Below are 17,010 nucleotides of genomic sequence, written 5' to 3'. Positions count from 1 at the left end.
GTTCAGGTAAAAAAATGGCATTTATCACTTCGCGGAGATCGACTTTACGGGGCCGACCTGTCGTATAAGGATCGGCTTTTTTAAAATCGGCTCCAAGATTTCCCATTCTTCATCCGTCAAATCACTGGGATACGTCTTGCCAGGAATTTCTTTTGGCCAAGCCATGCAGCACCTCGAATAGAATCTCTGAAATTAAAATGATCGCCGGATTTTGGCTTATTTTATCAAAAATACTATAATAATATCAATGTGTTAGTTTTTGTACAGCTTCTGAGGTTATACTCGACATTGTTCAGTCTGGCAGATTATCATCAAATGAGTACTACTTGGCAGCCGGAATGCCTTACGGCGGAGGCTGCTTGCCTAAAGATATAGATGCCTTACTTTCGCAGATGCATCAAGAGCTCCCGGTACTACAAGCAATACAGAGAAGCAATCAATTACAAAGCCGCGCTGGACGTGCCGCACATTTTTTCGACCCAGGTGTGCGGCCCATGGGTTGGCGCTCAAACCGTGCAAAATCACGCTGAGCAGCACGGTGCAGATGGCGGTCGCCAGCAGGGTATTGCGGGCTTGCAGTTCGGTATCCATGATGATCACGCCAAACACGATGGTGGCCAGCCCGCGCGGACCGAACCAGCCGATGAACAGGCGGGTTTCGTTGTTCAGCCTCGTGCCTAGCAGGCTGAGGTAAACCGGCAGCATGCGAGCCAGGGTCAGGCTCAGCAGGGCGTAGAGCCAGATGCTTGGGCTGAAATAGCTCCAAGCCGCCGGTATGACCAGCGCGCCAAAAACCAGCCAAGTGACCACCGAGAACAGGCTACCGAGTTCCTCGCTGGCTTCCAGTAGGTGATGCTTCTGCTTGCCCAGCAAATGGCCGGTCAACAACCCACCCACAAAGGCCGCGATAAAACCACTGCCGCCCAAGGCCTGGGCCAAGGCGAAGCAGAGCAAGGCGAGGCCGGGCAAGGTCAATTGCGACCAACGCGGCAATTCCCAACCCTCCTGTTGCGACCGGCGCAGTAGCCGCCAGGCGATCAGGGCCAGACTGATGCCGGTCAATGCACCGATGCCCAATTCCTCGACGATCAGACCGACGGCCAGGCTGAGCGGCGCGTGAGCTTCCAAATCGGTCATCAGCGCCAGCAACACCAACCCAAGCGATGCACTCATGCTCCAGCTAGCGCATCGCGCAGCAACACCGCCAAATGGCGTGGGCGAGTATCGCCATGGATGCGCATTTGCTGGCGGCAGGAAAATCCGTTGGCGATGACTTGGGCCGTGGGCTTGTCGCGCAAGGCGGGCATCAGCTCTCGTTCAGCCATGGCCGATGCCATTTCGACGTGCTCCGCCTCCAGGCCGAAGGTTCCCGCCATGCCGCAACAACCGGCCTCGATCATCGAAAAATCGTGATCGGGGATGAGCTTGAGGACTCGGCGCATGGCTTTCATGGCCCCGACCGCTTTCTGATGGCAATGGCCATGCACCAGCGTCTCGGTTTCCTTCATGGAGCGCAGGGGCAGATTGAGTCGCTTGGCCATGACTTCCCGAGCTAGAAATTCCTCGAACAATAGGATCTTATTACCCACCGTTTCGACTGGCTCGCCAAGCCCCAGCGTTTGGGCATCGTCGCGTAGGTTCACCACGCAGGACGCTTCCAGACCAACCACCACCCGCCCTGCTTCTAAATGCGGTAACAGAGCCTCGCTCAGGCGCCGGACCTCCGCGCGAGCTTCGTCGAGCAAGCCGTGAACCAGATAAGTGCGTCCGCAGCACAATGGGCGCGCAGGTTCCGGGCTGGTAGCTTCGGGCTTGGCCACCTGCACGGAATAGCCCCCAGTCCGGAGCACCGCCACGGCTGCTTCAGCGATCTCAGGTTCGAAATGATGGGTAAAGGTATCGACCAACAGCACCACTTCGGGACGTCCGTCGGTGGGAACATGGGCCGTGGGACGCGATGCATCAGAGAAAGTGAACGGCCGAGGTGCTGGCTCAGGGAGTTGGCGTTTGGCGCTGAGTCCGATCCAGCGCTCGCTCCAGCGGGCCAGCAGAGGACTGCGGTTGCGCCAGCGTATCAGCGGTTTGAGCCAAGGCGCCCGGTGCAACCAGCGCGGGGTGTGTGCAAACAGACGATCACGCAGACGCAACCCTTCACGCGCAACACGCTGGGCCAGATATTCAACCTTGATCAAGGCCATATCCACGTTGGCTTCGCACTCGCGCTTGCATCCCTTGCAGGACACACATAGTTCCATGGCTTCGGCCAGGGTGGGGTCGCGCAGGGCTTTCTGGGGCAGGTCGCTGGACAGGGCGGCTTTGAGCAGTCTGACTCGTCCACTCGTGGACAGATGAGCATTGCCGCTGACCTGGAAGCTGGGGCACATCACCTGTTTTCCGGCAGTTTCACATTGCCGGCTGTTGATGCAAACCGCCACGGCCTTGGCGAAGTTGCCCCCGTGTTTGGGAATATCGGCATAGGCATCGCCCATGCCTGCATCCTGGTAAGCCGACCAGTCGAGATAGGTCTTCATGCCGCATTCCCCATGGCGAGGCATGGACAATGCGCGGAAGTGGGAAAGGAGTCGAAGCGGTGCATGATGCGGTTCCGTGGAGTCGAGGAGATTATTGATTCATGCAAATCATGATCCAGCACCGTGTTATCGAAAACCATATAGTCCTGGGCCATTGCCACGACTGGGCTGTACGTACGTTGTCCCAAGCCAGTCGTAGGTATTTGTCAATGGGCTAAGGACGTGTTTATTGCATGATGAAGGCGTGTGAGTGACTGTTATGCCGCTTTTTTCGACGCACGTCACCTGCGCCACGTAGCGAACGCCTCTCGACGAGCAGCCCGCCCCACGCCACTCCAGCCGGATGGAAACGATCATTGACCCGAACGAGGCCGCCCGATCTCGAACTCGTTGTGCGCCGCTTCTTCGAAGTTTTATTACATCATACGTAATATGTAATTTATATCCGCGCTCCCGATTAGTTCCGATAAAGGGCATTATCGGAACTAATCGGGAGAGAGAAAATCCCTTCTTTTATATAAAGCTGTTGATCTTTTTTAGGCGCTACGTAATTGTGCAATATCTTTACTAGGAGGGTAGCCAAACAGGCGGCTGTATTCGCGGCTGAATTGCGAGAGACTGGCATAGCCCACTTGCAAGCTGGCATTGCTGACATCCACCCGGCGCATGATCATCAGGTTGCGCGCTTCCTGCAAACGCAGGGTTTTCTGGAATTGCAACGGGCTCATCGAGGTGATCGACTTGAAATGGCTATAGAAGGATGAAGGACTCATCCCGGCAATGGCGGCCAGATCTTCGATGCGGACCGTCGTGGCATAGTTTTCCTTGAGCCAGGAAATGGTCTTGGCGATCTTCTGGGCATTGGAATCGGTGATGCCGATCTGTGCGATGGCAGGACCTGCCGGGCTGCGCAACAGCCGGATAAGTATTTCATCGATCACCAGCGGTACCAGCAGATCGGCATCTTCCTGTTGCAGGATCAAATCCATGATCCGGATGGCGGCGGTGACGATCTTGGGATGGCTGTTGCCGACATAAATGGCTTGGGTATCCGGCGTTTTGGGTAAGCTGTGTGGAAAGACTTTTAAAATCAGTTCGATCAGCTTCTGAGGATCAAGCGGCACAACAAGACAGAGGAAGGGCTCTTCCGAGCTGGCCTTGACGATGCTGGCGCCGACCGGCACTTCGGCCGCATAAACCACCATACGGGATTCGTTGTATTCGAAGGAGCGGTGTACCAGCGAGACGCGCTTTGCACCTTGGGCGACGATGCACATTCCCGGCTGACTCATGGTGCGTGTCGTTTCAGGGGTCGTCTTGGTCTCCTTGACCACATACAGTCCGTAACCTGATAACTCGAAGCGCCCGTCATGCGGCGCGAATCGGGCAATCAAATCGGCCAGTTTTTTCAAATCGCCACTGTCCGGTGGCGTTTCGTCATCCCCGGCCTTTGCAAAAGACACCAGGTTTTCATTAGGTTGCAGCATGAGTTCTATGCGTTCTCAGATCATCGGCCAGAATTATTCATCATGCGTCTTCTGTTTCAAGATGGTCGAGCCGATTAGCCACGGGTTTTTCCGCCGCACTTTTACGGTTGAACGGTCTGACGATAAAAACCATCACCAGCCCAAAGGTGACTACCAGCAGCTCCGATCCGACGGTAAACGTGGAGGCGATGCGGTGGGTGAACAGCGCACCTCCAGTCAGCGTAGTGGAATTCGCTGCGGCAAACACGGCGACAAGAACCGCAAAGCCGAAGGAACCGCCCAGTTGGTGTGCCACGTTCACCAGGCCGGAGGCCGCACCGGCATCGCGATGTTCGACCCCAATAATGCTGGAAGCGGTCAGCGGGCTGAGCGCCAAGCCCAGACCGGTGCCAATCAGCAGCATGGGTAAGGCGACCCCGGTGAGATAGGAGGTACTGACCGACATCTGGCTACTGACCCAGATCATGCCAGTCATGAGAATCAAGAGCCCGCCCGCCAGCAACGGCCCATTGCCATAGTGTCGGGTCAGGCGCGGTACGGCCATCGCGCCGAGAAATTGCAGGATGGTCAGGGGCAGGAAGGCAAATCCGGCTTCCAATGGTCTGAATTCTTTCACAATTTGCAAATATTGCGTGATGTAGAAAAAAGAAGCTGAATACCGCGCCCAGCATCAAAACGCGGGCAACATAGGCGCAGCTGCGCTCGGCGTTGGCGAAAAGGTGCAGCGGCATGATGGGTTGTTTCGCACGCCATTCATTCAGTACGAAAAATGCCAATATCAGTAGACCCACCGCGAGAGGGAAAAGCGTACTGGGGTTCGTCCAGCCATGTGCTTCGGAATGGACAATCGCATAGACCAGAGACGTCATGCCCAGTGTCGAACTTAGCGCCCCGATCAGGTCGAAGTCTCCCGAATGCGGTTCGGTTTCATCGATATAGCGCAGGGAAGCAGTGATCAGAATCGCGGCGATGGGCAGGTTGATAAAGAATCCGGCGCGCCATGAGATTAGGTCGGCGATGATGCCGCCCGCCACCAACCCGACACTGGAGCCGATCCCGGCGGTCGCGCCGTAATAGGCCACGGCGCGGGTGCGTTCCTCGCCCTCGGGGAAATTGACGGTCAGCAGCGCCAGGGTGGACGGCGCCAGCAAGGCCGCGCCGATGCCCTGCAAGGCCCGCGAGGCGATCATCCACGCCGCCGATTGCGTGAAGCCGATCAACAGCGAAGCGAAGGCGAAAATCGCCAATCCGATGATGAACAGGCGTCGCCGCCCCAGCAAATCGCCGCCACGCGCACCCAGCAACAGCAACCCGCCGAAGGTCAGCGTATAGGCGTTTTGTACCCAGGACAGGCCGACTTCCGAAAAGCCGAGCGTGTCCTGGATTTTCGGCAGCGCCGTAACCACGATCGAAATATCCAGGATGATCATCAGGTAACTGACCAGGATGATCATCAGGATGGGAATGCGCTTTGGGGCGATGCCGTGAGTCATTGACGACCTGCTTTATTGCTGAGCCGCTTACGCGGCTTCCGGTTGAAGGGAAGCCATGTCGATCACGAAACGATATTTCACATCGCCTTTGACGGTGCGGTCGTAGGCCGTGTTGACGTCCTTGATCACGATGGTTTCGATATCGCAGGTGATGTCGTGTTCTCCGCAAAAATCCAGCATTTCCTGCGTTTCCGGCAGTCCGCCGATCAGTGAGCCGGCCAGCGAGCGGCGGCGGAAGATGAAGGGAATACCATCCACCCGGGTTAGCGCCTCGACCGCGCCGACGATGACCATGGTCGTGTCGCGTTTCAGCAGGGCCATATAAGGATCGACGTTATGGCCGACGGGTATGGTGTTGAGCAGGAAGTCGAAGCTGTTCTGCGCCGCCTGCATCGCCACCTCGTCAGTGGACAGCAGGACTTCGTCCGCGCCGAGCTTCTGTGCGTCCGCGCCTTTTTCCGGCGAGGTGGTGATCATCACCACATGCGCGCCCATGGCATGGGCGAACTTGACGCCCATGTGGCCCAGACCGCCCAGGCCGATCACCCCAACTTTTTGACCCGGCCCCACCTTCCAGTGGCGCAGTGGGGAATAGGTGGTGATGCCGGCGCAGAGCAAAGGCGCGGCGGCCGCCGGGTCGAGGTTCTCGGGAATGCGCAGCACGAAGCGTTCATCGACCGTGATCTGGTTGGAGTAGCCGCCGAAGGTGAAGGGGTGTGGCGTGCCGCCGATTTTGTCTTCGCCGCCATAGGTTCCGGTAAAGCCGTTTTCGCAATACTGCTCCAGTCCCTCCTCGCAGGATTCGCAATGGCGACAGCTATCGACCAGGCAACCGACCCCGACCAGATCGCCGGGCTTGAATTGGCCAACCTTGTCGCCCACGGCGCTGACCCGCCCGACGATTTCATGACCAGGCACGAACGGGTATTGCGTCCAGCCCCATTCGTTGCGGGCCGAATGGATATCGGAGTGGCAGATACCGCAGTACAGAATGTCGATGACGACATCTTCCGGTCGAGGGTCGCGGCGTTCGAAGTTGAACGGCTCCAGTGCGCTGGTGGGGGAATCAGTGGCGTATCCGATGGTTTTCATCATGTTAAGCGCTCCATCAAGTTCTATTGGTGATCGACGTATCGTTGCATCGCCGGCGGATAACGGTCGCCGTGCAGGGTCATCTCCGCCGTGGCTCGCTCGATATTCGCAAGATCGGTCGGTGTCAGTTCCAGCGTCGCGCCGCCGAGATTTTCCGCTAGCCTGGATGCTTTGGTCGTTCCGGGGATCGGGACGATCCACGGTTTTTGCGCGAGCAGCCAGGCCAGGGCGACCTGAGCCGGGGTGGCGTCTTTTTCCTGGGCGATCCCGCTGATCAGCGCGACCAGCGCCTGATTGGCCTTGCGGTTTTCTTCCGTAAAACGCGGCACGCTCTTGCGCATGTCGTTGTCGGCAAAGGAAGTGCCCGCATCGATCTTGCCCGTCAAGAAGCCCCTGCCCAATGGAGCGAAGGGCACGAAGCCGATCCCCAATGCTTCCAGTGTCGGCAAGATCTCTTGTTCCGGTTCGCGCCAGAACAGCGAATATTCGCTTTGCAGGGCGGTCACCGGCTGCACGGCATGGGCTTTGCGGATGCTGTGTACGCTCGCTTCCGACAGGCCGAAATGCTTGACTTTGCCTTCGGCGATGAGGTCCTTTACCGTACCGGCTACATCTTCTATCGGCACGGAGGGATCGACGCGGTGTTGGTAAAACAGGTCGATACGGTCGGTGCGTAGACGTTTCAAGGATTCTTCGGCGACCTGCCGGATGCGTTCTGGGCGGCTGTCTAGTCCTTTGGTCGCCATGCCGTTCTGAAAACCGAATTTGGTGGCGATCACCACCTGATCGCGGATCGGTTGCAGTGCTTCGCCCACGATTTCTTCATTGGTAAAGGGGCCATACGCCTCCGCCGTATCGAAGAACCTCACCCCCAGCTCGAAGGCGTGGCGAATGAGCTTGATGGCTTCTTCCTTGCTGATGCCCGATCCGTAACCGAAATTCAGGCCCATACACCCATAACCCAGCGCGGAAACTTCCAGTCCACTGTTGCCAAAGATACGTTTTTGCATGGCCTTCCTCCTTTTGCAATGCATGTTGCTTGACTGTCGAGATGGGCCTTCATGATAAATTTTTGGAGAGAAATAGCTTGCCTAAAGCTACAAACATTATGCCTATCTCTACTTAATTACGAATATGACTTCGTGGTTTAGTTTTTTATTTGAAATATTATTCATGTGATATATTTTTAATTTATTTATAAAAAATAAACAAAGTTGTAATTAAATAAATATCAAATGACTGTAAATGTCATATAATAGAATTATGTAAAAAAATCAGTAGAAATAGGCAAATTCTTATTTGCTAGAAACTGTAAGACCGTGGGGAGTACTAACGGCGATGCTACGGCGAGCAGGTTGGCATCAATGCTGACATTTACGGCTTCTGCGTACACTCCTTGTGGGCGACGGCGACCACCAACGCCTTGGCGCATAACGCCGATATCGCCAAGGTTCAGGAGTGGTAGGGGTACGCTAATGTCTCTACCACTAAGGATGTACGATAAGCGGGAGAACAGGCCGGAAGACAGTCCGACCTTTCCGGTGAATTACTGAAATTAATCTGTGTTTCAGGAGCTTGTCGAAAATCAAGATTTTTGACAAGCTCACGCGCCTGAATAATCAATGGCTTGTTTGCGTCATAAATCAGAGACAAAATAGATTCATGAACATTAGCTACGCGCGAGTCTCAACTGAAGACCAAAACCCCGTGCAGCTTGCCGCCCTCAGAGGCTTGTAAACACACCCTTCCTTTTCCCAGCGTCGTCACCGCCATGCCGTCCGAACCAACGCTTCCCGTTTCCACCCCGGCAATCCCGACCCTCCCCACTCCCAGCCAGCGCCTAACCGAGCTGCCCGAGGAAGCGGTGTGGCTGGCCAACTTCGTTTCGCCCCGGACCCAGCGAACCTACCAAGCGGCCGTGCAGGGCTTCATCGCCTTTCATAGTCTCCGGTCGTCGGACGAATTGCGGACCATCGGCCAAAGTCACCTGATCGCTTGGCGCGAATACCTGATTCAGTCGGGGGCCAGTCCAAGGACGGTGCGGAATCGGCTGGCGGCGGTGTCCTCGCTGTTTCGGCATCTGTGCGAACGACAGGTCGCGGCACGCAATCCGGTGACCGGGGTCCAGCGCCCTCGGGTCAACGCCAGCCGGGTGGAGGCGGCGGTCCTCACTCCGGAGCAGGTCCGACGCCTGCTTCATGCCCCGTCCGAGGATACGCTGCAAGGGATACGTGACCGGGCCATCCTCCATGTGCTGTTCTACACCGGTTGCCGGGTGTCCGAGGTGACCCATCTGAAAGTGCAAGATTTCTTCGAGGATGCCGGTTACTGGGTGTTGGATTTCATCGTCAAGGGGGGGCAGCGCCATCGCTTGGCCATCCATCACGAGCTGCAATTGGCTTTGCGGACCTATCTGGCGCAGAGCGGTCACGGCGCCGAACGGGAGTCGCCGCTGTTTCTGGCAGTGCCACGGCGCGAGTTGCGAAAGCCGCTGACCAGCCGGCAGGTGAGTAAGTTGTTTCACCGCTATGCGCGGGAAGTCGGATTGCCGATAGGCGTTACTCCGCACAGTGCCCGCGCCACCTTCATCACCGAGGCGCTGGATCGCAAATGCCCGATTGAGGCGGTGCAGGCGTCCGTCGGGCACCGGCATATCGCCACCACCAAGATGTACGACAAGCGCACGCTGCACTACCGGGAAAGCGCGAGTTTCGCGGTGCGGTATTAGACGTGCCTTCTTCGGTCGCCTCGCACACCAAGCTTTGGGCCGAAGCTGTGGAAAAACGCCGCTCAGCCGAGTTCCAGCACGTCGCCGTTGCCCAGGAATAGTCCGGTTCGGGAACCGTTCCGAGCGGTGCCGCGCACCACCGGCAGACCGGTTTCGAGCATCTTTTCCACCGCCTTCTGGCCCGTGCAATGATTACAGGCTAGCTTGGCGATTCCATACTGGTTCAGAGCCGCAACGACCTGATCGCGTGACTCATCCCAATCTTCCAGGGGTGAAATGTGCAAGCCACCGTAAAGCGCATGAATGCGGTCGCCACCCTGAAAAGTCTGGCGGGCATAGTTCAGCAGGTTAAGCACGCCGCCGTGGCCGCAGCCGGTAATCATCGCCATGCCCTGGTCCCGGATGTGGCCATAAAGCACGTTTTCGCCTTCCACTCGCAGCAGTGTCGTCATGGGGAAGCTGGCCACGGCCAAGCCGGGAAACAGGATCAGCGGCTGATCGCTGGGGATGGTAATGACTTTTCCGCTGTGGCCCTGCTGGGCGATGAACGCGAGGCCGCGTGGATGAAAGCCTTCGGGAACATAAATGGTGATGTCGGGGCAATGCCGGAGGGTCGATCCGATGCCCCAGAAATGGTCGAAATGCTCGTGACTGATGATCAGCCCTTCGATTTGCCCGTCCCGCAATTGCTGGTCGATGCCTTCCTCGGCGAAACGGCGATCCATCCAGTTCGGGTTCCAGCCGGTATCGAACAACAGGCGGTGCCGGGTACCGTCGGCGGTTTCGGCATCCAGCAATGCGGCAAAGCCAGCGGCGTTCTCGGAGTGTAAAGCACCGAATGGTGGCCAGGGGATGGTGTATTGATCAACTTCGGCGCCACCGGCGGCGCGGATGTCGTCAAATACGGTCGTGGTGTCGAACCAGCCGGTTTCGGAGATGCACAGAATCCGTAGTCGGTTGAGAGTGCCGATGTCGAGCATGGGTTGATCGGTGGCCATGGTCATACCTCTGCGTGGAGATGGCATCCCGCCGTTGGTTCAAGGGGGCGGAGCATCCGGCAACGTCCGGGGTATTCGGCCATGCTGCGGCGATTCTCGACGGCCAAGGCAAATCCTGGCTTGGCGGGAGTGCCGTTATGGCGGCGCTTCGCAGAATGCTGTTACTTGTCGCTGAAGAATAGTTCATATCTAACATAGGTGAGGCGTGAGTCGCATTGCGGATTCTCAATTCTTAAGTGTTCGCGAAAACGTCGCGCGTGGTGTTGTCGCTGAGTTTCTGGGCCGTGTGTTCTATCCTGAAGCCGTGTGCAGAGTAGGTTTTCGACAATGCTCTCGTTACCGTTGTGAGGGAAGCGAAACGAATTTGGAGGCTGTTTTGGGGTGGGGATTCCGAGGAATGTGGTTTCTGCTGTGTTTTATTTTTAACAAGTGAAGATGATATAAATAACTCATGAAAACCACGAACTGCCCCTCTTGTGGCGCCACGATTACTTTCCAGTCGGCGGCGTCCATCTTGACGGTCTGTGATCATTGCCAGAGTACGCTGATTCGCCATGACCTGAATCTGGAAAATGTCGGGAAAATGGCGGAGCTGTTGCCCGATCCATCACCGATCCAACTCGGTACCGAGGGCATTTACCGCAAGAGCCGCTTCAGCGTGGTCGGGCGTATCCAATTACGCTATGGCCAAGGCATCTGGAACGAATGGTACCTGCTGTTCGATAACCAGCGCGGCGGCTGGCTGGGCGAAACGCTGGGCAACCATGCGGTCACCTTCCTGATCCAGCCGCCCGAACCGTTGCCGGCCTTTTCCGAACTGCGCGCCGGCCAAAGCGTGACCCTCAAGGGTCGCGCTTTTCAGGTCACCAACATCGAAACCGCTTGTTGCATCGCCGGCGAAGGCGAGTTGCCGATTCGGGTCGGGCCGGGCTACGACGCCCCGGTGGTGGATTTGCAGGCCCCCGGCAAGGTGTTCGCCACTCTCGATTACAGCGAAACGCCACCGTTGGTGTTCGTCGGCGAACAAGTGCGCTTCGACGACCTGAAATTGACGCGCCTGCGCGCGGTCATGCCGGTCGGATGGGAACCGGACGCCGGCATCCAGGCGCAATCCTTTCAATGTCCCGGCTGCGGCAGCGCCCTGACCATCCGTGCCAAGGGGCACAGCGAAACCTTGGCCTGCGGCACCTGCGGTTCGATCATCGATCTCACGGACGAGAATTTTCGCATCCTGTCCAAATTCAAGGCTAAGGTCACCCACGAACCCTCGATCCCACTGGGAACGAGCGGCACGCTGGAAGGCACTTCCTATCAGGCAATCGGCTATTTGCGGCGCTGCGTCACGGTGGAAGAAGTCGATTACGAATGGAGCGAGTATCTGCTGTTTCACCGTGAGCAGGGCTTTCGCTGGCTGGTGGATTACAACGGTCATTGGAGTCTGGTCCACACGCTGACCGAACCGCCGCTGGTCACCGGTTATGCCGCGAAAGCCAAGGCGGTTTATCAGGATCGGAGTTATCGGCACTTCCAGACCGCCAAGGCTAAGGTCAGTTATGTGCTGGGTGAGTTCTACTGGCGGGTGCGGGTCGGCGAACGCTGCGAGATCAGCGACTACACTGCCCCGCCGTTCCAGCTCAGTCAGGAGCGCACTGACAAGGAAATCGTCTGGTCGCAAGCCGAATATATCGAGCCGGACGCCATCGAGACTGCTTTTCGACTGGAAACGCCGCCGCCGTTGCGCATGGGCATCGCGCCCAACCAACCTTCGCCCTACGACGCGCAACGACCGAAAATCCGCCGGCTGCTCGGCGTGTTTCTGGCGCTGCTGGTCATCGGCCAAATCATCACCTTGGTCTTGTCCGCCGATCAACGCGTGCATCAACAAACGTTCGTGTTCGACGAGACCACCCGCAACCAGACCCTGAGCAGCGCCCCGTTCGCGGTGAGCGGACGGGAATCGAACCTGCTGATTCGCGCCGAGACCAATCTCAACAACAACTGGCTGTATCTGGATCTGGCGCTGATCGAGCGGCAAACCGGTGCTAGCACCGCAATTGGCCGAGAAATCAGCTACTACCACGGCGTCGACGACGGAGAACGCTGGGCGGAAGGCGATGCCGGCGACGACGCCGTGCTGTCAGGCATCCCGGCGGGCCTTTATTACCTGAGCGTCGAGGGTGAATGGCCCCGACCTTCGCCAACGGTGACGTGTACCTTGACGGTGTTCCGCGACGTGCCGAGCTGGAGCAATTTTTTCCTGGCACTACTGGGATTGCTGATCGTACCGATGCTGTTTTACTGGCGGGCACGGGCCTTTGAGCGGGCGCGCTGGGCGGAAAGCGATTATGGGTGATCCGGCTGGTTTGGTTTCGAATGAGATGATGGTATCAATCCGGTCGGCGGCATAAGGAGACGACATGTTCCGCAGCTATCTCATCAGCGGCCTGCTGGTTCTGGCGCTGTTCGGCACCGCGCAATATCGCGGCTGGAGTCTGTTCGGCGCCAGCGAGGCGAAAAGCCCGCCGGGCACGGCGCGAGGGATTTACCATAAATAGGATCGTTGTTCTCTATGCCCATCCGCGCGGCCAGCGTTCGAACGCCAACCGACGCCTGATCGAAGCTGCCGCCACCGTTCCCGGCGTCGCGGTGCGCAACCTGTACGAGCGCTATCCCGATTTCGATATCGACGCCCGAGCCGAGCAGCAAGCGATCCAGACCGCTGAACTTCTCGTCTTCCAGTATCCCACTTACTGGTACAGCCCGCCGCCCCTGCTCAAGCTATGGATCGACACCGTGCTGGAACCCGGCTGGGCCTATGGACCCGGTGGCACGGCGCTGGTTGGAAAACATTGGTGGTGCGTGACCACTACCGGTGGCACACAGAGCAGCTACGCCGCCGATAACCTGCACGGCTATCCCTATGAGACCTTCCTGCCACCGTTGATTCAGACCGCCCGCCTGTGCGGCATGAACTGGCTGCCGCCCTGGGTGCTGCACGGCGTCCCGCACCTCGGCGACGACGCCTTGCGCGATTGGGCCACCCGCTACCGCGACCGGCTGGCGAACTATCCCGCCTGGGTCGCCGACACCGATTGAGGCCGCCCATGCACGAACCCGCTTGGCTGGGCAACATGCTGATCTATCTCGCCGCCGCGCTGCTGTGCGTGCCACTGGCGGTACGGCTGGGACTGGGCGCGATCCTCGGCTATCTGGCGGCCGGAGTCGCCATCGGCCCGGCCGGACTGGGCCTAATCAGCGATGTCGAAACCATCCTACATTTCGCCGAATTCGGCGTGGTGCTGATGCTGTTCATGATCGGACTGGAACTCGAACCGCACCGGCTATGGGCGATGCGCCAGGACGTATTCGGCGGCGGCGGTGCCCAATTGCTGGCCTGTGGCGGGCTGCTGGCCGGCGCGGGGCTGGCGCTGGGTCTGCCGGTCGGCACCGCGCTGCTGCTGGGTCTGACCCTGGCGCTGTCATCAACCGCGATCACGGTGCGGACCCTGAACGAACGCAACCTGCTGCCAACCCCGGTCGGCCAACTGACCTTCGGCATCCTGCTGTTTCAGGACATCGCCGCCATTCCGCTGATCGCCCTGCCCTCCTTGCTCGGCCAGAGCGGCGGGACCGAGGGTAGTCAGGTGTCGATGGGGTTGGGGCTGGCGGTCATCGCCGGTATTCTGGCGGCGGGACAATATGTCGCCAGCCCGGCCCTGCGGCTGATCGCCCGCACCGGCATCCGTGAATTGTTCACGGCGGTCGCGCTGCTGATCGTGGTGGTCATCGCGGTGCTGATGCAGCGCGCCGGTCTGTCGATGGCCTTGGGCGCCTTCATCGCCGGGGTGGTGCTGGCCAAGTCGGAATACCGCCACGCCCTGGAAGCCGACCTGGAACCGTTCAAGGGCTTGCTGCTAGGCCTGTTTTTCATCGCCATCGGCATGTCGATCGATCTGACCCTGCTGGCGGCGCGGCCGGTCGCGGTGCTGGCATTGACCGGCGGTCTGCTGTTGCTGAAGCTGCTAGCGCTGCGGACGCTCGCCGGACCGCTGGGCGTGTCGGTCGCGCAACGCTGGCTGCTGGCGGCGCTGCTGGCGCCCGGCGGTGAATTCGCCTTCGTCATTCTGGGAATGACGGCGCAGGCCGGGATGATTCCGCGCGAACAGGCGGCGTTGCTGACCCTGAGCGTGGCGCTGTCGATGGCCACTACACCGTTCCTGCTGCTGGCCTACGAACGCGGTTTGGCGCCGCGTTACGCGAGTACGCCCCCCGAACCCGAAACGATCCCGATGCAGGAATCGCCGATCATCATCGCCGGCTTCGGTCGCTTCGGGCAGATCGTTGGTCGATTGCTGTTCGCCAACGGCATCACCGCCACCGTGCTGGATCACGATCCCGACCAGATTACCTTGCTGCGCCGCTTCGGCTTTCAGGTGTTCTACGGCGACTCGGGACGACTCGATTTGCTGGAGGCCGCCGGCATCGCCAAAGCCCGCCTGCTGGTGGTGGCGCTGGACGACGTGGACGCCAGCTTGCGACTGGTGGACGCGGTGCGCGCGCATTATCCCCATTTGCCGGTGGTGGCGCGGGCGCGCAACGTGTCCCATCTGTTCGGCCTGATGAACCGGGGCATCGAACACATCGAGCGGGAGACCTTCGAATCGGCGTTGCGGGCCGGACGGCGGGTGCTGCGGGAGCTGGGCTTCGGAGCGCATGAGGCGCGGCTGGCGGCCGACACCTTCCGCCGGCACGATCTGGCCGCGCTTGACGCCATGTATCCGCATTACCAGGATGAAATTCAGCTCATTTCGCTGGCCCAGACCGCGCGGGACGAACTGACCGATCTGTTCGAGCGCGATCGCGAAATCCGCGAGCGCGAGCGTACTGGTGGGTGGGGTTAGTGGACCGCGAGCGCGTCGCGTCGAACCAGCGGCACATCCAGATTTATTATGAGTGGATGTGGGCTATTCCCAACGATGATATTCGAACAGGAACGAACTGGATGCCCTTTTTCACCGAACCCGATCACTACGAAAAAACGATCCTGTCCGACCTGCAAGGAGCGTGGCAGGTCCTGCGTGCCGAGGTGGTCGATCATGCCGGTTTTCCGAACTGGGAGCGAGTACTGTTTCACACCGACGAGGCCATGAGCTGGGAAACCGTGCGCCGTTTGGAGCGGATGGAGCCGCTGCTGCTATTGATCCGCAACTTGGCGGTACAAGGGGACGCGCCGACAGAAGTCCTGCAACTGATTGAGGATATTGCTGAGATCCTTCAGGAAGTGCAACACGATTTGAAGCAAGGCAAACCGCTATAAGATCCGGCACCCTACAATCCGTCCCGCCCTTGCGCACGACCACCACCCTCGCTGCTTCCGCTTCCATTGCAGGCGAGGCGCTTTAGAGAAAACATGTCAGGGGATCATTCATCGTTGCTGTTCCCACTGGTGAAGATGATGGAATGAGCCCTCGCAAACAGGACCGAAGATGCCCACCCTGAACTGGATCGGCAAAAACGCCGTCGTCAAGCACCACAAGGACGTGCCATCCCGCCTGCTGGAACCGGTGCCGGAACTCTCGTGCCCCCTTCTCCCTTCGGGAGAGGGGTCGGGGGTGAGGGAAAGCGGCAACCTGATCATGCAGGGTGACAACCTGCACGCCCTCAAAGCCTTATGCGCTGGAGGTGTAAAGATGCCTCTCTCTCTTGAGCGCAATGAGCCCACGATCCCAATCCGCGAAACGCGAGGCAGGTACCGGAACGCGCTGCGCTGCGATCCCATTTTGTCCGTGTTGCCGACAGGAGCGGGAACATGACTCTGCCCGAAACGATCTACGCACACGCCCGTGCATTGCCCACTGACTTGCAACGCAAGACCCTGGACTTCATCGAATACCTGGAGCGACGGTACGGGGTAGCACCCCCTGCCACTAAATTGTCCGATACCGAGGCGTTCATCGCCCGCGTCGCGGGAAGCCTGGGCGAGGATTTCCCGGACGACATCGATGGTGCCGACCTCGGGTCGGATGCGGCGCGGGACCCATTCGAATGAAGGAGTACCACCCGCTGCCGGGTTTTCCGGCCGACATACCGTACTTCTGCCTGCGCGTACCCACCGGCGGCGGCAAGACCTGGTTGGCGGCCAAGAGCGTGACCCGCGCCACGCTGGACACCTCGACCACGATCATCATCGCCACCCGGCAAGCCTTCCAGGTCAATGACATCATGCCGTCGGCTTGCGGCTATGGTTCGACAAGACGCTCCTGGTGCCTTGGACTGAGAAGCTGTACAAAAACTAACACATTGATATTATTATAGTATTTTTGATAAAATAAGCCAAAATCCGGCGATTATTTTAATTTCAGAGATTCTATTCGAGGTGCTGCATGGCTTGGCCAAAAGAAATTCCTGGTAAGAGGTATCCCAGTGATTTGACAGATGAAGAATGGGAAATCTTGGAGCCGATTTTAAAAAAAGCCGATCCTTATACGACAGGTCGGCCCCGTAAAGTCGATCTCCGCGAAGTGATAAATGCCATTTTTTTACCTGAACAAGACGGGTTGTCAATGGCGGTATTTGCCTAAAGATTTTCCCCACTATACCTTAATTAGTTACTATTATCACAAATGGGTTGACAATCATACTATCGAGCAAATCAACACAGCGATTCATCAGCAACTCCGA

17 protein-coding genes and 3 pseudogenes are annotated in these 17,010 nt (G+C 58.4%); 12 read left to right on the top strand and 8 right to left on the bottom strand.

The genetic code is table 11. The features are described from left to right. Nucleotides 1-363 precede the first annotated feature (363 nt). From E4P82_RS17940 to E4P82_RS17915, 7 genes and pseudogenes are all read right to left on the bottom strand, one after another. Nucleotides 364-1,173, bottom strand: a complete 810-nt coding sequence (locus E4P82_RS17940; protein WP_169250157.1) for a cation:proton antiporter domain-containing protein — start codon at nucleotides 1,171-1,173, stop codon at nucleotides 364-366. Further along, complete coding sequence (locus E4P82_RS17935; RefSeq protein ID WP_169250156.1) at nucleotides 1,170-2,531, bottom strand: (Fe-S)-binding protein; 1,362 nt, start codon at nucleotides 2,529-2,531, stop codon at nucleotides 1,170-1,172. Before E4P82_RS17935 ends, E4P82_RS17940 begins: the two co-directional genes overlap by 4 nt. 536 nt (nucleotides 2,532-3,067) lie before the next feature. Beyond that, a complete protein-coding gene (locus E4P82_RS17930; protein WP_169250155.1) occupies nucleotides 3,068-4,018 on the bottom strand; it encodes an AraC family transcriptional regulator in 951 nt (316 codons plus the stop codon). 40 nt (nucleotides 4,019-4,058) lie between these two features. Continuing rightward, a complete protein-coding gene (locus E4P82_RS23410) occupies nucleotides 4,059-4,634 on the bottom strand; it encodes an MFS transporter (protein ID WP_338140970.1) in 576 nt (191 codons plus the stop codon). Nucleotides 4,635-4,929: 295 nt separating this feature from the next. Further along, nucleotides 4,930-5,448 (bottom strand): annotated as a pseudogene (locus E4P82_RS23405) (MFS transporter); the annotation flags it as partial. A gap of 90 nt (nucleotides 5,449-5,538) precedes the next feature. Next, nucleotides 5,539-6,606, bottom strand: coding sequence for an NAD(P)-dependent alcohol dehydrogenase (locus tag E4P82_RS17920; protein WP_246327692.1), 1,068 nt, complete (start codon nucleotides 6,604-6,606; stop codon nucleotides 5,539-5,541). A gap of 20 nt (nucleotides 6,607-6,626) precedes the next feature. Continuing rightward, nucleotides 6,627-7,613 (bottom strand): aldo/keto reductase, encoded by a 987-nt coding sequence (locus tag E4P82_RS17915; protein ID WP_169250154.1) that lies wholly within the window; start codon nucleotides 7,611-7,613, stop codon nucleotides 6,627-6,629. A 368-nt stretch (nucleotides 7,614-7,981) separates the two neighbouring features. Between E4P82_RS17915 and E4P82_RS22390 the strand changes: the two are divergent. Together E4P82_RS22390 and E4P82_RS17910 are read left to right on the top strand one after the other, a co-directional pair. Continuing rightward, nucleotides 7,982-8,156 (top strand): annotated as a pseudogene (locus E4P82_RS22390) (tyrosine-type recombinase/integrase); the annotation flags it as partial. A gap of 218 nt (nucleotides 8,157-8,374) precedes the next feature. After that, complete coding sequence (locus E4P82_RS17910) at nucleotides 8,375-9,331, top strand: tyrosine-type recombinase/integrase (protein WP_169250153.1); 957 nt, start codon at nucleotides 8,375-8,377, stop codon at nucleotides 9,329-9,331. A gap of 62 nt (nucleotides 9,332-9,393) precedes the next feature. Here the strand turns inward: E4P82_RS17910 and E4P82_RS17905 are convergent, their stop codons facing one another. Continuing rightward, nucleotides 9,394-10,329, bottom strand: coding sequence for an MBL fold metallo-hydrolase (locus E4P82_RS17905; protein WP_169250152.1), 936 nt, complete (start codon nucleotides 10,327-10,329; stop codon nucleotides 9,394-9,396). Between the two features lie 451 nt (nucleotides 10,330-10,780). On the opposite strand from E4P82_RS17905, the gene E4P82_RS17900 reads away from it, so the two are divergent. From E4P82_RS17900 to E4P82_RS23820, 10 genes and pseudogenes are all read left to right on the top strand, one after another. Further along, nucleotides 10,781-12,682, top strand: coding sequence for a DUF4178 domain-containing protein (locus tag E4P82_RS17900; RefSeq protein ID WP_169250151.1), 1,902 nt, complete (start codon nucleotides 10,781-10,783; stop codon nucleotides 12,680-12,682). 64 nt (nucleotides 12,683-12,746) lie between these two features. Continuing rightward, nucleotides 12,747-12,884 carry a hypothetical protein gene (locus E4P82_RS17895; RefSeq protein WP_169250150.1) on the top strand — a complete coding sequence of 46 codons (138 nt, stop codon included), beginning with the start codon at nucleotides 12,747-12,749 and terminating at the stop codon, nucleotides 12,882-12,884. Further along, nucleotides 12,877-13,425, top strand: a complete 549-nt coding sequence (kefF, locus tag E4P82_RS17890) for a glutathione-regulated potassium-efflux system oxidoreductase KefF (protein WP_169250158.1) — start codon at nucleotides 12,877-12,879, stop codon at nucleotides 13,423-13,425. The genes E4P82_RS17895 and kefF overlap by 8 nt, the downstream gene beginning before the upstream one ends. 8 nt (nucleotides 13,426-13,433) lie before the next feature. After that, entirely contained in the window at nucleotides 13,434-15,230 is a 1,797-nt protein-coding gene (gene kefC / locus E4P82_RS17885) for a glutathione-regulated potassium-efflux system protein KefC (protein WP_169250149.1), read from the top strand. A gap of 101 nt (nucleotides 15,231-15,331) precedes the next feature. Next, on the top strand, nucleotides 15,332-15,646 hold the full coding sequence (locus E4P82_RS17880) for a hypothetical protein (protein ID WP_169250148.1): 315 nt from the start codon (nucleotides 15,332-15,334) through the stop codon (nucleotides 15,644-15,646). Between the two features lie 169 nt (nucleotides 15,647-15,815). Then, nucleotides 15,816-16,019, top strand: a pseudogene (locus E4P82_RS17875) (hypothetical protein); the annotation flags it as partial. Between the two features lie 119 nt (nucleotides 16,020-16,138). Next, complete coding sequence (locus tag E4P82_RS17870; RefSeq protein ID WP_169250147.1) at nucleotides 16,139-16,378, top strand: DUF2281 domain-containing protein; 240 nt, start codon at nucleotides 16,139-16,141, stop codon at nucleotides 16,376-16,378. Next, entirely contained in the window at nucleotides 16,375-16,644 is a 270-nt protein-coding gene (locus tag E4P82_RS17865) for a hypothetical protein (RefSeq protein ID WP_169250145.1), read from the top strand. Before E4P82_RS17870 ends, E4P82_RS17865 begins: the two co-directional genes overlap by 4 nt. A gap of 68 nt (nucleotides 16,645-16,712) precedes the next feature. Further along, nucleotides 16,713-16,910 carry a transposase gene (locus E4P82_RS17860; protein ID WP_169250146.1) on the top strand — a complete coding sequence of 66 codons (198 nt, stop codon included), beginning with the start codon at nucleotides 16,713-16,715 and terminating at the stop codon, nucleotides 16,908-16,910. Continuing rightward, nucleotides 16,858-17,010, top strand: a 153-nt coding sequence (locus E4P82_RS23820) for a transposase (protein WP_211203207.1), incomplete at its 3' end; no start/stop codon positions are given. The genes E4P82_RS17860 and E4P82_RS23820, both read left to right, overlap by 53 nt.

Origin of the sequence: Candidatus Competibacter phosphatis (assembly GCF_012939995.1) — a bacterium.
GTDB lineage: Bacteria > Pseudomonadota > Gammaproteobacteria > Competibacterales > Competibacteraceae > Competibacter > Competibacter phosphatis.
Note: the sequence above shows the minus strand (reverse complement) of the source record. Positions and strands in the feature narration are given on the sequence as shown.

Excerpts from the sequence above, each read along its gene's own strand:
- E4P82_RS17860 (WP_169250146.1), top strand. The coding sequence starts at position 16,713 with ATGGCTTGGCCAAAAGAAATTCCTGGTAAGAGGTATCCCAGTGATTTG.
- E4P82_RS17870 (WP_169250147.1), top strand. The coding sequence starts at position 16,139 with ATGACTCTGCCCGAAACGATCTACGCACACGCCCGTGCATTGCCCACT.
- E4P82_RS17910 (WP_169250153.1), top strand. The coding sequence starts at position 8,375 with ATGCCGTCCGAACCAACGCTTCCCGTTTCCACCCCGGCAATCCCGACC.
- E4P82_RS17895 (WP_169250150.1), top strand. The coding sequence starts at position 12,747 with ATGTTCCGCAGCTATCTCATCAGCGGCCTGCTGGTTCTGGCGCTGTTC.
- E4P82_RS17915 (WP_169250154.1), bottom strand. The coding sequence starts at position 7,613 with ATGCAAAAACGTATCTTTGGCAACAGTGGACTGGAAGTTTCCGCGCTG.
- E4P82_RS17905 (WP_169250152.1), bottom strand. The coding sequence starts at position 10,329 with ATGGCCACCGATCAACCCATGCTCGACATCGGCACTCTCAACCGACTA.
- E4P82_RS17930 (WP_169250155.1), bottom strand. The coding sequence starts at position 4,018 with ATGCTGCAACCTAATGAAAACCTGGTGTCTTTTGCAAAGGCCGGGGAT.
- kefC (WP_169250149.1), top strand. The coding sequence starts at position 13,434 with ATGCACGAACCCGCTTGGCTGGGCAACATGCTGATCTATCTCGCCGCC.
- E4P82_RS17880 (WP_169250148.1), top strand. The coding sequence starts at position 15,332 with ATGCCCTTTTTCACCGAACCCGATCACTACGAAAAAACGATCCTGTCC.
- E4P82_RS17940 (WP_169250157.1), bottom strand. The coding sequence starts at position 1,173 with ATGAGTGCATCGCTTGGGTTGGTGTTGCTGGCGCTGATGACCGATTTG.
- E4P82_RS17935 (WP_169250156.1), bottom strand. The coding sequence starts at position 2,531 with ATGAAGACCTATCTCGACTGGTCGGCTTACCAGGATGCAGGCATGGGC.
- E4P82_RS17920 (WP_246327692.1), bottom strand. The coding sequence starts at position 6,606 with ATGATGAAAACCATCGGATACGCCACTGATTCCCCCACCAGCGCACTG.
- E4P82_RS17865 (WP_169250145.1), top strand. The coding sequence starts at position 16,375 with ATGAAGGAGTACCACCCGCTGCCGGGTTTTCCGGCCGACATACCGTAC.
- E4P82_RS17900 (WP_169250151.1), top strand. The coding sequence starts at position 10,781 with ATGAAAACCACGAACTGCCCCTCTTGTGGCGCCACGATTACTTTCCAG.